The organism is Thomasclavelia spiroformis DSM 1552 (genome assembly GCF_025149465.1).
GTDB classification, from domain to species: Bacteria; Bacillota_I; Bacilli_A; order Erysipelotrichales; family Coprobacillaceae; genus Thomasclavelia; species Thomasclavelia spiroformis.
This window is the reverse complement of sequence record NZ_CP102275.1, coordinates 1477176-1489858: the sequence shown is the minus strand read 5'-3', so window position 1 is coordinate 1489858 and position 12683 is coordinate 1477176. Positions and strand designations below refer to the sequence as shown.

Genomic DNA, 12683 nt, shown 5'->3' with positions numbered 1-12683 from the left:
GGAAAAGATATGGAATTGATACAGTACATACAAGAAAATAATGATAAAAAAATTGTAGATAAAATTATTGCTCTAGAAAATACTGCGTGGCCTCAAGATAAAGAAAACAATATTTTTCCATCAGGATTAAACACGTATTTAACTTCATTTATTTTGATAGAAAATGATATTGCGATTTGTCATGTTGGAATAAGAAAAACTATTTTATATCATAAAGAAGAGAAATATTTAGCATGTGGATTGAGTGAAGTTGTAACCCATCCTCATTATCAAAAAAGAGGTTTAGCATCTCAAATAATCAAAAAAGCGATAGAATTTATTATTTTACAACAAGCTGATATTAGTATTTTTACTTGTACTAAAGAAAAAGTTTCTTTTTATACAAGACTGGGATGGCAAGTAATTCCAGGCGCTTGTTTTATAGGTGGAACAACAAACAAACCATTTCGTAGTGATGATTTAAATCTTGTAACTATGATAATGTTTATTTCTCATAAAAGTAAACAGCATAGAAAAGATTTTGAAAATACAGATATTATTTTCGAATTAAAAGAAAATCAGCTTTGGTAAATTGATAGTTATGAAAATATAAAATTATTTTTATTTTTAATAAAATAAAGATATAGATTAAAATTTTAATAAGGATGATAGTAATGAATGAACGACCTGATTTTAATAAAATTGAATCATATAATGAATTTATAAAATATTATTGGTATCGAGATGAATTAAAAAAGATATGTAAAAGTTTAGGTGTTGCTAGTAATGGCACAAAACAAGATATTAATTATTATATTGAACAATATTTTAATGGAAATATAATCAAAGATAAAAAATATAAAGCAAGTAAAGTTAAAGATTCTTCTATAAGTTTAGATTCTAAATTATTAGAATGTGATTTTTGTTTCAATCAAAAATTTAGAGAATATTTTTCAAAGTTGACAAATATAACTAATTTTAAATTTAATGCTAATATGGCTACTACTTGGAGAATGGTAAAAAAGAATAACGATAAAAATTTTACGATACAAGATATGCTTGATGTTTATTATGGTAAAAAAGAATATGCAAGATATGATAACTCATCTTGTCAGTGGAATAAATTTTTTAAAGATTTTTGTGCTGATAAAAGAAATTCTATATATTCAAATAAAATGAAAGTTGCTTCAATTTTATGGAATGAAGTTCGTAATTCAACAAAAGAAAAAGTTTATACAGAAGAACTAATAAAAGAATATGCAGACAAAATCAAAAACTATCAGCAATAGAAATGTTGTTTACAAGAATTATATATTTACATGGCATTTGGTTTATTTGATTATAATCTACTTGATAAATATTTACTTTTGCTACTGCAAAGATTATTACATTAGAATATGATAAGAAAAATAAATTTAAAGGTTAGGGGGAAGATATATGCTTATATTAAATGTGCCCTATAATGAAAAAGATGATGCAAAATCTTTAGGAGCAAGATGGAATCCTATAATAAAAAAATGGTATGTAAAAGATAAAAAGGATTATCATAAATTTATCCATTGGATAGAACCGTATGGTAATATAGTGATTATTGATGAATTATATCTTATTGAAGGAGTTAAAAAGTGTTTTAGATGTGGTAAGGATACAAGAGTTATTGGTTTTGGAATTGATAAACACTTATCGATAGATGGATTGTTTGAAATAGAAAATAATAATTATGATGATAATGAAATTAAAGAAATATTATATGATAAAATGCTTGAAATAAATCAAGATGATATTCATATAGTTGGACCGATATATCCAATACCAGAGCCATTAATGGAATATATTCAAAATAAATATAATTACAAATTGAGATACTCTAAAACTACTCATATAAGTAGTATTTGCAATTGTTGTGATAATTGTGATGTTTTACAAGGAGATTTTTTTCTTTTTAGTGAAGTAGATAGTCCATTTTTTATCCATTCTCAAGAAGATGTAAAAAAATTAAAAATTTATAAAATAAAACTAGAGCAGGATTTAATAGTAAATGCGGATGATGGCTGGGCATCATTTGATGAAATGTTTAAAAAATATGGAAAAATTATTCCATTGGATATAAAAATATAAGAAAGTTGATAAATTTTGTCTAACTTAAAGTTTATAGAAGAGGAGTATTGTGGTAAGAAAATTTAAAGAAGGTGGTTTGAATATTGTCATGCAAATATGGTTTGATACAAATATTAAAACCCATCATTTTATATCAAGACACTATTGAATAGATAATTATGAAAGGGTAAAAGATATATTGCCAAAAAAAGAAATATATGTATTTGAAAATGATGATACTAATCAAATAAATGATTTTATTGGATTAATGGATAATTATATTGTAGGGATTTTCGTAAATAAAAATGCTCAATCAAGAGGGATTGGAAAAACAATTATTAGATTATGTCAAAAAATCAAAGTAACTTTAAGTTTAAAGGTATATCAAAAAATAAATGGGCTATATCTTTTTATCAAAGAGAGCAATTTGTGACTCAATCCGAACATATTGATAATGATAATAGTTAAAAAGAGTTTATTATGACTCGGAATAAATAAAGTTTATTTTGTATAATATAGAAATTTTTAGAGGGTGAAAATATATGAAAAGTCTAATTATATACGGTAGTCAATATGGAACAACAAAATGTTATGCTAAAAAACTTGCGGAAATAACAAAAATACCGATTATTAGTTACGAAGATATTAAAGATTTAACGAATTATAATTTAATAATTCATTTTGGTGGATTGTATGCAGGAGGTGTAAAAGGGCTAAAAAATACTGTTAAAGCGTTGAAAAAAGATGTAAAAATTATTATTGTTACAGTAGGATTAGCTGATGTATATGATCAAGAAAATATTGATAATATTAGAAGGTCTATAAGTAAACAAGTTCCTCAAAATATCTTAAGTAATGCGACTATTTTTCATTTAAGAGGCGGAATAGATTATAAAAAGTTAAATTTAAAACATCGAACAATGATGGCACTTTTGTATAATAAAGTAAAACATCTTCCAGAAAATAAAAAAACAGCTGAGATAAAAGCAATGATAGAAACATATAATCAAAAAGTTTATTTTATTGATTACGATGCATTAAATCAATAATTAGATATATTATAATTTTATTAAAATATTGAAGTATGGAAATCAGTAATGATTAACATACTTCTTTTTTATCTTTTAGTATATGAACAAGTTATAATATAAAATGTTAAGTCATAACATAGAAATATGCTAAAAAATATCTATATATAACAAAAAAGTCATAAACTATATATTAAAATTATTGTTTATGACTGCTTTTATATAAATTTTTCATAGAACTAGCTATTCTGCGATTTGAATTATAGCACAAAAAGCTACTTATTTAAACATAATATTAGATAAAATTCAAAAAAAGACATAATTTGCATTTTATTACTAATTTTTAGCACGAATATTTAAAATAAACGATTTACCTTTTTCAAATACAACTATATATTTAAGGGAGGCAATTATATGAGTAAAAATTTTATTGTAGTTAGTAGGGAATGGATGTATTTAAAAAAATTATCGGTTAAGTATTCTTCATATGTAAAATATGAGAATGTTGTTAATGTACACTTAATACAATATTTTGGTAAATATTGTTTGCAACAGATCAATGATGATATAATCATTAATTATTTTCAAACAAAAATTAATGAAGAAAAGTATTCATTAAGTACGTTATCTACAATACGTTATGTATTGAAATCAATTTTAGAATATGCACAGTCTAAATATGCAATTAAGTGTCCTAATTTTAATTTTATTAAACTAGCTAAAAAGAAAAATGATTGCAAAGTATTAACATCTGATCAAATAATGTTATTAGGAAAATATTGTTTTAATCATTTTGAACCAATATCTTTAGCTATTTTATTATCTTTGTATGGGGGATTAAGAATTGGGGAGTTTAGTGGTTTAAAATGGAAAGATATTGATTTTGAAAATGATTTGATTAGAGTTGAAAGAACTGTGGAAAGATTAAAAGCACCAGCTAATAGTATGACAAAAACACAGTTAATGTTAATGGATCCAAAAACAGCAACATCTAAAAGAATTATTCCAATTCCTGTTTTTGTTATGGAATATGTAAAAAAATATTATCAACATCATGCTATTGATGATGAACATTTTATCTATACTAATAGTAAAAATATTTCTGATCCTAGAAGTATTCAATATAGTTTTCATCGTATTTGTAAACTATATAATTTTAAATCAAATTTTCATTCTTTAAGACATACATATGCAACTAATTGTGTAATGAATAATATTGATATTAAATCATTATCAGAGATGTTAGGACATTCTAAAGTATCTACAACATTAAATCTATATGTTCATTCATCACTCGATTTTAAAAAAACACAGATAAATAAGATAGAAAAGCCTAGTTTTTTCGCAGAATAGCTAGTTCTGCGAAAAGCGAAAGGAATGAAATTGGTTATGTATTGGTATGTTATTCATGCAAAAGTAGACCGAGGAAGTAAAATTGTTAAATTTTTTAATAGCCAAAAAGGTGTAGATGCTTTTATTCCTAAAATTGAAAAATGGCATAATGTTAAAAGTGTAAAGGATTATGTTATTAAGGATTTGTATCCAGATTATGTTTTTGTTAAAAGTGATATGGATAATGAAGCGTTTAATAAAAAATTTAAAGAGTTCTTTGAGTCGATTGAAGGTTTTGGAGAGTTATTAGAGTATGAGGGTGTTTATGCATTAAAAGATACAGAACAAGACTTAATGGAAAAACTATTTAATGGAGGACATATCATTAAACGTTCCATCGGTAATATTGTTGACAAGAAATTGATTGTTGATACAGGACCGTTATTAGGGTTAGATGATTTAGTGGTTAAGATTAATCGTCATCATCGCGTTGCAACTTTACAAACAGAGTTTTTTGATAAAAAAATCATGGTTCCTTTGGAAGTAATAAGTAAATCATGAATTGGTATGTTTTAAATACGTTAAGTTATAAAAAAAATCAAGTTGTTTTTAATCTTAATAAAAGAAAATGTATTGAAGCATTTGTACCACAGTATGAATATTATCATCGTAAAACAAAAGAATATCTTATTAAACCAATGTTTACGGGATATGTTTTTGTTAAAACTGAATTGAATCAATTAGAGTTTAATTCGTTGTTATATAAAATGGCTGAAGAGAAAAATGGTGTGATAGGTCAATTGGTTAATAAAGAAACATTGGCTTTGAGAAAAGAGGAAATTAGGATGTTTGAGTTATTATTAGATGCTTATCATGTTGTAAGAATGTCCCAAGCATATTTACAAGATGGAAAAGCAGTGATTATTGAAGGACCATTGAAGTCATTTGAAAATAATATTGTAAAAGTTGATCGACATAATCAATATGCATATCTTGATTTATCGTTTATGGATAGACGGATAAAAGTAGGATTATATATAACATGCAAAAATTAGCTAGAGAGAATGGTATATCCGCCTCTAGATTTATTTTGAACATAGTTTACTTACCTTGGGGTAGGGGGAACTATGTTCTTTTTTTGTATTAGGGAGGGGATATTATTAGAAAATTGTTAATTGTAGGAGCAGGCGGTCATGGAAGATGCTGCTTAGATATTATTAGAGATTTAAACTGTTATGATGAAATCAGTTTTTATAAAATATCAAACAAATAATTAAGATAGAACATATTATATTGATATGCATTATCTTATTTTTATTTTATTTAATAAATAGTTTATTAAAATTACTAATTAAAAGTATAAGGTGAAGGGGAGTTATTGATATGATACAAGTGTTAGAAAAAAAAGTCATTTCGTTTTCACCACCTGATATTGGCGAAGAAGAAATTAATGAAGTAATCGATTCTTTAAAGTCAGGTTGGATTACAACTGGTCCAAAAACAAAAGAATTTGAAAAAAGAATAGCACAGTATTGTCATGGTGAACAAGCTGTATGTTTAAATAGTGCAACTGCATGTATGGATATGACGTTAAGATTATTAGGAGTAGGACCTGGTGATGAGGTTATTACATCAGCATATACATATACTGCTTCATGTAGCGTTATCTGTCATGTTGGGGCTACTCCAATAATTGTGGATGTTGCTAAAGATTCTTATGAAATGGATTATGAAAAGTTGGCAAATGCAATCACTGAAAAAACAAAGGTTATTATTCCTGTAGATATAGCTGGTATTATGTGTGATTATGATAAGATTTTTGAAGTTGTTGAAAGTAAGAAAGAATTATTTAAACCAAGCAATGAAATTCAAAAAGCTTTTAATCGTGTTATTGTAATGTCAGATGCAGCACATGCATTTGGAGCTAAGCAAAACGGTAGGATGTGTGGAGAAGTAGCAGATTTTACATCATTTAGTTTTCATGCAGTTAAAAATCTTACAACAGCTGAAGGTGGAGCAGTTGTATGGAAGAATGTGCCAGGTATTGATAATGAGTATATCTATAAACAATATCAGTTATTATCATTGCATGGACAATCAAAAGATGCTTTAGCTAAAACAAAATTAGGAGCATGGGAGTATGATATTGTTTTACCAGCGTATAAGTGTAATATGACAGATATTACAGCAGGTATAGGATTGGGTCAATTAAACAGATATGAGCACTTATTAGCTAGAAGGAAAGAAATTATTGAGATGTATAATGAGGGATTAAAAGATTTGGATATACAACTTTTAAATCATTTTGATATTGACCATAAATCATCAGGCCATTTATATTTTGTAAGAATTAATGGGATTAATGATAAACAAAGAAATGAAATAATTGCAAAGATGGCTGAAAAAGGCATAGCATGTAATGTTCATTATAAGCCACTACCAATGTTAACAGCATATAAGAAATTGGGATTTGATATTAAGGATTATCCTAATGCATATAATCAATTTATTAATGAAGTGACATTACCGCTTCATACTAAATTAAGTAATGAAGATGTTGAGTATATAATTAAAATCTTTAAAGAGGTTTTAGATGAGTGTAAATAAAAAATATAAATTAATGGTAGTTGGAGCAGCGGCTTTACAGATGCCTTTGATAAAGCGTATTAAAGAGAGGGGGTATGAGTTGGTTGTTGTATCTCCAAATCCAACTGAACCTGGTTTTGAATACGCTGATTATTCAGTAATTGCTGATGTTAGAGATCAAGATTTAATTCTTGAAAAAGCACGTGAATTGAAGATAGATGGCGCGGTTACAGACCAAACAGATTTAGCAGTTAGAACAGTGGCATATGTAACTGAAAAAATGGGTTTATCGTCTATTGGTTATAATATTAGTTGCTTATTTACTGATAAAGTTCTTATGCGAAAAAAATGTAAAGAATTAGATTTAAATCCTATTCCATATGCATTAGTACATAATTTATATGATGCAATAGAATTTTATGATACTTTAGGAGCACCTGCAATAATTAAACCAGCAGATTCTCAGGCAAGTAAAGGAGTACACAAAATAACTTGTAGACAAGATATGATCATGTATTTTAAAGAAGCTATGGATTATTCTCGAAATGGAAAAGTTATTATAGAAAAGTTTATTAATGGTTTTGAGCTTTTAGTTGATAGTTTGATTGTGGATGGAGAAATAAAAGTTCTTACGATTGGAGAATATGCTCCATTTGCAAAAAAAGATGTATTTTCTAGTCATAAGACCATATTTCCAAGTAAATGTCCAAAAGATGTAAAAGAAAAAGTAAGTACTTTTAATAATCAAATTATAAAAAAATTTGGATTAAATAATTCGCGTACTCATGCCGAATATTTATATGATGGCGAAAAATGTTATTTAGTTGAAATAGCAGCAAGAGGTGGAGGAGTATTTATATCATCGGATGCTGTAAAATTCTGCGCAGGTATTAGTACGGAAGATTTTTTGATTGATGCTGCAGTTGGGAATTTGTATATGCCAGAACCAAGTTCTGATTTTGTGGGACAGTATTTTGGGGAACTTTTTTTCTATATGCCAGAGGGAGAGATTATTAGTACAGAAGGTATTGAAGAAGTTCTAAAACTTCCTTTTGTACACAATTGTTTACTTACAGGAATAGAAGTAGGTATCAAAACTCCACCAATTACAGATAAAAATGGAAGAAAACTATTTACATTAACTGGAAATAGTTATGATGAGCTTGAGAAAAGAATGTGTTTAATAAAAAGTATGATAGATATAAAAGTACGAACTGATAATGGGATTGAGGGTATTATATGGAGTTAGTCAGTTTATATCTATTAAATGGAGGATGCATATGAATAAGTGTATAATATTTGGATTATCGTGTTTTTCAGATCTTGTAGCAAATTACATTGAGGCAGAAAATCAATATGAAATAATTGCATATACAGTAAATGAAAAATATCTTAAAAGTAATTTTTATAATGGCAAACCAGTTATTGCCTTTGAAAAGTTACCAGAAATTTTTGATATGAGTGATATTTATCTTATTAATACAGTTGGATATAGCAAAATGAATTCGATTCGTGAAAAAATTTTTGAAGAAAGTAAAAAGATGCAATTTAAGATTGGATCGTTTATTAGTAAAAAAGCAGTTGTATATACAAGTAAAAAAAATATTGGTGTAGGTAATATTATTCTTCCTTCATCACATATTGGATATAACGTACATATTGGAAATAATAATATTATTTTTTCTGGTGTAAATCTAACTCATGAAATTGAAGTGGGGAATAATAATTTTATTGCTTCAGGAACAACTGTTGGGGGATATGTAAAAATAAAAAATAATTGTTTTTTAGGTATGAATTCAACTATTAAAAATAGAATCACTTTAAATGATAAAACCTTAGTTGGGGCATCAGCGTATATACATAAGGATTCAGAAAAAAATGGTGTTTATGTTCCAAATAGAAGTATTAAATTAGATAAGGATAGCAATTTTTTTATATAAGGAGGAACTAAATGTATAAAAAGTTTTTAAAACGATTATTTGATATATTAATAAGTATCTTATTTCTTATACCTTTATCAATAATTTTTATTATTGTTTCAGTCGCTATTTTTATTGAAGACAGGGGACCTATCATATATAGTGGAGAAAGATTAGGCAAAAATGGCAAGGTTTTCAAAATGTATAAATTTAGATCAATGCATGTAAATTCTGAAGACATTAGAAATGCTGATGGAAGTACTTATAATTCAAAAAATGATCCAAGAGTTACTAAAGTTGGACATTTTATTCGAGAAACAAGTATAGATGAACTTCCACAAATAATAAATGTATTATTAGGTGATATGAGTATAATAGGTCCTCGAGCTAGTCTTAGCAACTCTCTTAGTGGATATTCTAGTGATGAATTGGATAAATTAAAAGTTCGTCCAGGAATAACAGGATACTCACAAGCCTATTTTCGTAATTCTTTATCGTCTAGAGAAAAAAGATTGAAAGATGTATGGTATGCAAATAATGTTTCGTTATGGTTGGATATAAAAATATTATTTAAAACATTCAGCACGGTATTATTGAGAAAAGGATTGTACACAAATGACAACTAAGAGAATAGAAAAAAAGAATATAATAAGATTATACGCATACTATACACCAGAAATAACTGCTAGTACACATTTAGTAAATGATTTAGAAAAAACATTAGTTGATAATGATTTTCAAATTGATTGTGTTACTCCTACCCCATCAAGAGGACTTGAACAAGATATAGTAGATAACTATAAAGATATACGGTATGAAGAAAAATATGATGGAAAGATTCGCGTGCATAGATTTAAGCTTTTACCTGAAAATAGTGTGGTCATAAAAAGAATAATACGTTATCTACTATTAAATATAAAACAATATAGAACAGCAAGGAACTTGTCAAATTGTGATGTTATTTTAGCTGGGAGTACACCGCCTACTCAAGGAATTGTAGCAGCATTATTGGGTAAAAAATTATGCTTACCTGTAGTGTATATTGTACAAGATATTTTTCCGGATTCGTTAGTTAGTACAGGAATATCAAGCGAAAAATCTTTATTTTTCAAAATTGGTAAATTAATTGAAAAATATACATATAAACATGCTGATAAAATAATAGTGATTTGTGATGAATTTAAACATAATTTGGTCGATAAAGGTGTATTGGCTGAAAAAATTAAAGTGATTTATAATTGGATTAATGCTGATGAAGTAATTCCTATTTCAAGGAATAGTAATAAACTTTTTGAAGAATATAATTTAGATAAAAATAATTTTTTTGTTACATATGCAGGAAATATGGGTAAAGCGCAAGATATAGATACAATTATAAATGTGGCTAAAATTATGCAAGAATATAAAGATATTAAATTTATATTATTTGGTTCAGGAGATGGAAAAAAATATTATGAAAATCTTATAAATTCAGAAAAAATAAATAATATTACTATATTACCTATTCAACCTCAAAATAGAGTGTCAGAGGTATATAGTTTAGGTAATGTTTCAATAGTATCTTGTAAAAAAGGTGCTGGTAAAACAGCTTTACCGAGCAAAACATGGAGCATTATGGCAACTGCTACAGCAGTGATAACTAATTTTGATAAAGATTCAGAACTTAATAACATTATTAATGATTCTAAGTCGGGAATTGCATGTGAATCTGGAAATGTTATGGAAATAAAACACGCAATTTTAAAACTATATGATGATAGAGCATTATGTAGTAAAATGGGTAATAATGGACGAGAATATATTAAAAGAAACTTAGATTCAAATATGTGTACTAAAAAATATATACAAGTTTTAAATGAAGCTATATCGATAAAAAAGGATAGATGAGAGGAGAAATATATATGCGAGTATTATTAGTATCTCCGTTGCCTCCACCAACAGGAGGAATAGCAACATGGAGTTTAAAATTTCTTGAATATTGTCGAAATAATAATATAAATGTAGTAACTATTAATACTGCTATAATTGGAAAAAGAGGTAAATTTTATGGTTCAAAAAGAAATCCTTTTACAGAAATATACAGATTAGTAAAAATTATTAGACTGACATTAAAAACTATTAAAAAAAAAGAGATCTCAATTGCACATGTTAATTCATCTTGTTCAAAATTAGGGATATTTAAAGATTATTTAATTATAAAAATATTATCCAAGAAAAAAATACCAATAATTTTTCAATGTCATTGTAATATTTGTGATCAAATTAACAATAATACGATTCAAAAGTTTTTTTTAAAAAGAATATGTAAAAAAGTAAAACTTGTGATGACTTTAAATATGGATTCTTTAAATTATATTAAAGAAATGGGAATAATAAATTGCAAAATTTTTCCAAATTTCATTGATGATGATTTTTTAATAGATATTCCAAAAAAAGTAAATGAAAAAATAAATAAAGTTGTTTATGTAGGGCATGTAAGTATTGAAAAAGGGGTACAAGAAATTCTTTGGACTGCAGAGAGATTTAAAGATATAGAGTTTATTTTATTGGGATCAATACATTACGGAATTGATGTGGTTCAAATACCTAATAATGTTAAATTTTTAGGTAATAAAAAACATGAAGAAATAATTTATTATTTAGATCAGGCGGATGTTTTTGTATTCCCGTCTTATAGTGAGGGTTTTTCACTTGCTCTTTTAGAGGCAATGTCAAGAGGTTTACCTATAATTGCTACTGATGTAGGTAATAATAAAGAATTATTGGAAAATAAAATTGGTAAAGGAGGAATTATAATAGATCCTAGAGATAAATTTGCTTTATATAATGCAATGATATCTATAAAAGATAAAGAAATACGAAAAAATTTTTCTTTATTTAATTACAATATTTCAAAAAAATATGTAAAATCTAAAGTTTTAGGAGATTTAATAGTAATATATAATACTATTATTGAAATGAGATAAGATGGTATACCTAATATTAAAAAAATTAAGTTGGCTTTTCTATCGCTTTTTTTTTATGCCAATTTTAAAGTCTGCATGTGGTAGTTGCGAAAAAGGTGTTACTATTGGGAAACAATGTACAATTAGTGGTATTAAAAATATTAAAATTGGTAAAAATTCATCGATTGGTGGGCGAGCACTAATTTTATGTACAAGAGCTAAATTAATAATTGGAAATTATGTTATGATTGGGCCACAAGTTAGTATTATAACTGGGGATCATAAGATTGATACAATAGGTAAATATATGGTAAATGTTTCTGACGATGAAAAAGTTCCTGAAAATGATCTACCTGTAGTTATTGAAGATGATGTTTGGATAGGGGCAAATTCAACAATTTTAAAGGGAGTTACAATTGGTGAAGGTTCAGTAGTGGCTGCAGGTTCTGTTGTAACAAAGAATGTCCCAGCGTATACAATAGTTGGTGGCGTGCCTGCTAAAATTATTAAAAATAGATTTACAGATGATGAATTGAAAAAGCATAGAAAGTTAAAAAACTTTAAAAATTAAAATAGGAGAATAAGGATGGAAGCACTAATAGTAACTCTTGATAAGTGTCCTAACCAAGATGCAGGAGCAGTAAGGATACATATGTATGCTAAAATACTTATAGAAATTGGTTATAAAGTAACTGTAATATCAATGGGAGAATCAACAAGATTTAATATAAAGCAACTTGAAAATATTTCATATATATAATATAGATCCGAAAAAAAATTTAAATTTCAAAAAATTG

The 12683-nt window shown here is 26.5% G+C and carries 17 protein-coding genes; all 17 read left to right on the top strand.

Features of this window, described 5'->3' with window-relative positions; genetic code table 11:
• The first annotated feature begins 9 nt into the window (after positions 1-9).
• The 17 genes from NQ543_RS06990 (at position 10) to NQ543_RS06910 (ending at position 12646) form a co-directional block, all read left to right on the top strand.
• Positions 10-570, top strand: coding sequence for a GNAT family N-acetyltransferase (locus tag NQ543_RS06990; protein WP_004609273.1), 561 nt, complete (start codon positions 10-12; stop codon positions 568-570).
• A 74-nt stretch (positions 571-644) separates the two neighbouring features.
• Complete coding sequence (locus NQ543_RS06985) at positions 645-1268, top strand: SAP domain-containing protein (protein ID WP_004609272.1); 624 nt, start codon at positions 645-647, stop codon at positions 1266-1268.
• 148 nt (positions 1269-1416) lie between these two features.
• Positions 1417-2097: a DUF5710 domain-containing protein gene (locus NQ543_RS06980; RefSeq protein ID WP_004609271.1), complete on the top strand. Its 681-nt coding sequence runs from the start codon at positions 1417-1419 to the stop codon at positions 2095-2097.
• A gap of 178 nt (positions 2098-2275) precedes the next feature.
• Positions 2276-2509 carry a GNAT family protein gene (locus NQ543_RS06975; protein ID WP_004609270.1) on the top strand — a complete coding sequence of 78 codons (234 nt, stop codon included), beginning with the start codon at positions 2276-2278 and terminating at the stop codon, positions 2507-2509.
• A gap of 109 nt (positions 2510-2618) precedes the next feature.
• Positions 2619-3125, top strand: a complete 507-nt coding sequence (locus NQ543_RS06970) for a flavodoxin domain-containing protein (protein ID WP_004609269.1) — start codon at positions 2619-2621, stop codon at positions 3123-3125.
• Positions 3126-3518: 393 nt separating this feature from the next.
• Complete coding sequence (locus tag NQ543_RS06965) at positions 3519-4457, top strand: tyrosine-type recombinase/integrase (protein ID WP_004609268.1); 939 nt, start codon at positions 3519-3521, stop codon at positions 4455-4457.
• A 24-nt stretch (positions 4458-4481) separates the two neighbouring features.
• Entirely contained in the window at positions 4482-4997 is a 516-nt protein-coding gene (locus NQ543_RS06960; protein ID WP_004609267.1) for a transcription termination/antitermination NusG family protein, read from the top strand.
• Complete coding sequence (locus NQ543_RS06955; protein ID WP_004609266.1) at positions 4994-5491, top strand: transcription termination/antitermination NusG family protein; 498 nt, start codon at positions 4994-4996, stop codon at positions 5489-5491. Before NQ543_RS06960 ends, NQ543_RS06955 begins: the two co-directional genes overlap by 4 nt.
• Before the next feature lie 113 nt (positions 5492-5604).
• Positions 5605-5709 carry a PglD-related sugar-binding protein gene (locus NQ543_RS06950; RefSeq protein ID WP_230197284.1) on the top strand — a complete coding sequence of 35 codons (105 nt, stop codon included), beginning with the start codon at positions 5605-5607 and terminating at the stop codon, positions 5707-5709.
• A gap of 110 nt (positions 5710-5819) precedes the next feature.
• On the top strand, positions 5820-7043 hold the full coding sequence (locus tag NQ543_RS06945) for a DegT/DnrJ/EryC1/StrS family aminotransferase (protein ID WP_004609265.1): 1224 nt from the start codon (positions 5820-5822) through the stop codon (positions 7041-7043).
• Complete coding sequence (locus NQ543_RS06940) at positions 7030-8271, top strand: ATP-grasp domain-containing protein (protein WP_004609264.1); 1242 nt, start codon at positions 7030-7032, stop codon at positions 8269-8271. Before NQ543_RS06945 ends, NQ543_RS06940 begins: the two co-directional genes overlap by 14 nt.
• A 31-nt stretch (positions 8272-8302) precedes the next feature.
• Positions 8303-8962, top strand: a complete 660-nt coding sequence (locus NQ543_RS06935) for an acetyltransferase (protein WP_039903789.1) — start codon at positions 8303-8305, stop codon at positions 8960-8962.
• Between the two features lie 11 nt (positions 8963-8973).
• Entirely contained in the window at positions 8974-9567 is a 594-nt protein-coding gene (locus tag NQ543_RS06930; RefSeq protein ID WP_004609262.1) for a sugar transferase, read from the top strand.
• Complete coding sequence (locus NQ543_RS06925; RefSeq protein WP_004609261.1) at positions 9557-10828, top strand: glycosyltransferase family 4 protein; 1272 nt, start codon at positions 9557-9559, stop codon at positions 10826-10828. Before NQ543_RS06930 ends, NQ543_RS06925 begins: the two co-directional genes overlap by 11 nt.
• A 14-nt stretch (positions 10829-10842) precedes the next feature.
• Positions 10843-11907: a glycosyltransferase family 4 protein gene (locus tag NQ543_RS06920; RefSeq protein WP_039903786.1), complete on the top strand. Its 1065-nt coding sequence runs from the start codon at positions 10843-10845 to the stop codon at positions 11905-11907.
• 55 nt (positions 11908-11962) lie between these two features.
• Positions 11963-12457: an acyltransferase gene (locus tag NQ543_RS06915; protein ID WP_004609259.1), complete on the top strand. Its 495-nt coding sequence runs from the start codon at positions 11963-11965 to the stop codon at positions 12455-12457.
• 15 nt (positions 12458-12472) lie between these two features.
• The gene (locus NQ543_RS06910) at positions 12473-12646 is read left to right on the top strand and encodes a hypothetical protein (protein WP_004609258.1); all 174 of its coding nucleotides are present in this window, start codon (positions 12473-12475) and stop codon (positions 12644-12646) included.
• Positions 12647-12683: the final 37 nt, after the last annotated feature.

Bases quoted from the DNA above. Each gene is read 5' to 3' on its own strand.
- NQ543_RS06970 (WP_004609269.1), top strand. From the start codon at position 2,619: ATGAAAAGTCTAATTATATACGGTAGTCAATATGGAACAACAAAATGT.
- NQ543_RS06965 (WP_004609268.1), top strand. From the start codon at position 3,519: ATGAGTAAAAATTTTATTGTAGTTAGTAGGGAATGGATGTATTTAAAA.
- NQ543_RS06980 (WP_004609271.1), top strand. From the start codon at position 1,417: ATGCTTATATTAAATGTGCCCTATAATGAAAAAGATGATGCAAAATCT.
- NQ543_RS06925 (WP_004609261.1), top strand. From the start codon at position 9,557: ATGACAACTAAGAGAATAGAAAAAAAGAATATAATAAGATTATACGCA.
- NQ543_RS06945 (WP_004609265.1), top strand. From the start codon at position 5,820: ATGATACAAGTGTTAGAAAAAAAAGTCATTTCGTTTTCACCACCTGAT.
- NQ543_RS06985 (WP_004609272.1), top strand. From the start codon at position 645: ATGATAGTAATGAATGAACGACCTGATTTTAATAAAATTGAATCATAT.
- NQ543_RS06915 (WP_004609259.1), top strand. From the start codon at position 11,963: ATGCCAATTTTAAAGTCTGCATGTGGTAGTTGCGAAAAAGGTGTTACT.
- NQ543_RS06990 (WP_004609273.1), top strand. From the start codon at position 10: ATGGAATTGATACAGTACATACAAGAAAATAATGATAAAAAAATTGTA.
- NQ543_RS06920 (WP_039903786.1), top strand. From the start codon at position 10,843: ATGCGAGTATTATTAGTATCTCCGTTGCCTCCACCAACAGGAGGAATA.
- NQ543_RS06960 (WP_004609267.1), top strand. From the start codon at position 4,482: ATGAAATTGGTTATGTATTGGTATGTTATTCATGCAAAAGTAGACCGA.
- NQ543_RS06935 (WP_039903789.1), top strand. From the start codon at position 8,303: ATGAATAAGTGTATAATATTTGGATTATCGTGTTTTTCAGATCTTGTA.
- NQ543_RS06930 (WP_004609262.1), top strand. From the start codon at position 8,974: ATGTATAAAAAGTTTTTAAAACGATTATTTGATATATTAATAAGTATC.
- NQ543_RS06955 (WP_004609266.1), top strand. From the start codon at position 4,994: ATGAATTGGTATGTTTTAAATACGTTAAGTTATAAAAAAAATCAAGTT.
- NQ543_RS06910 (WP_004609258.1), top strand. From the start codon at position 12,473: ATGGAAGCACTAATAGTAACTCTTGATAAGTGTCCTAACCAAGATGCA.
- NQ543_RS06940 (WP_004609264.1), top strand. From the start codon at position 7,030: ATGAGTGTAAATAAAAAATATAAATTAATGGTAGTTGGAGCAGCGGCT.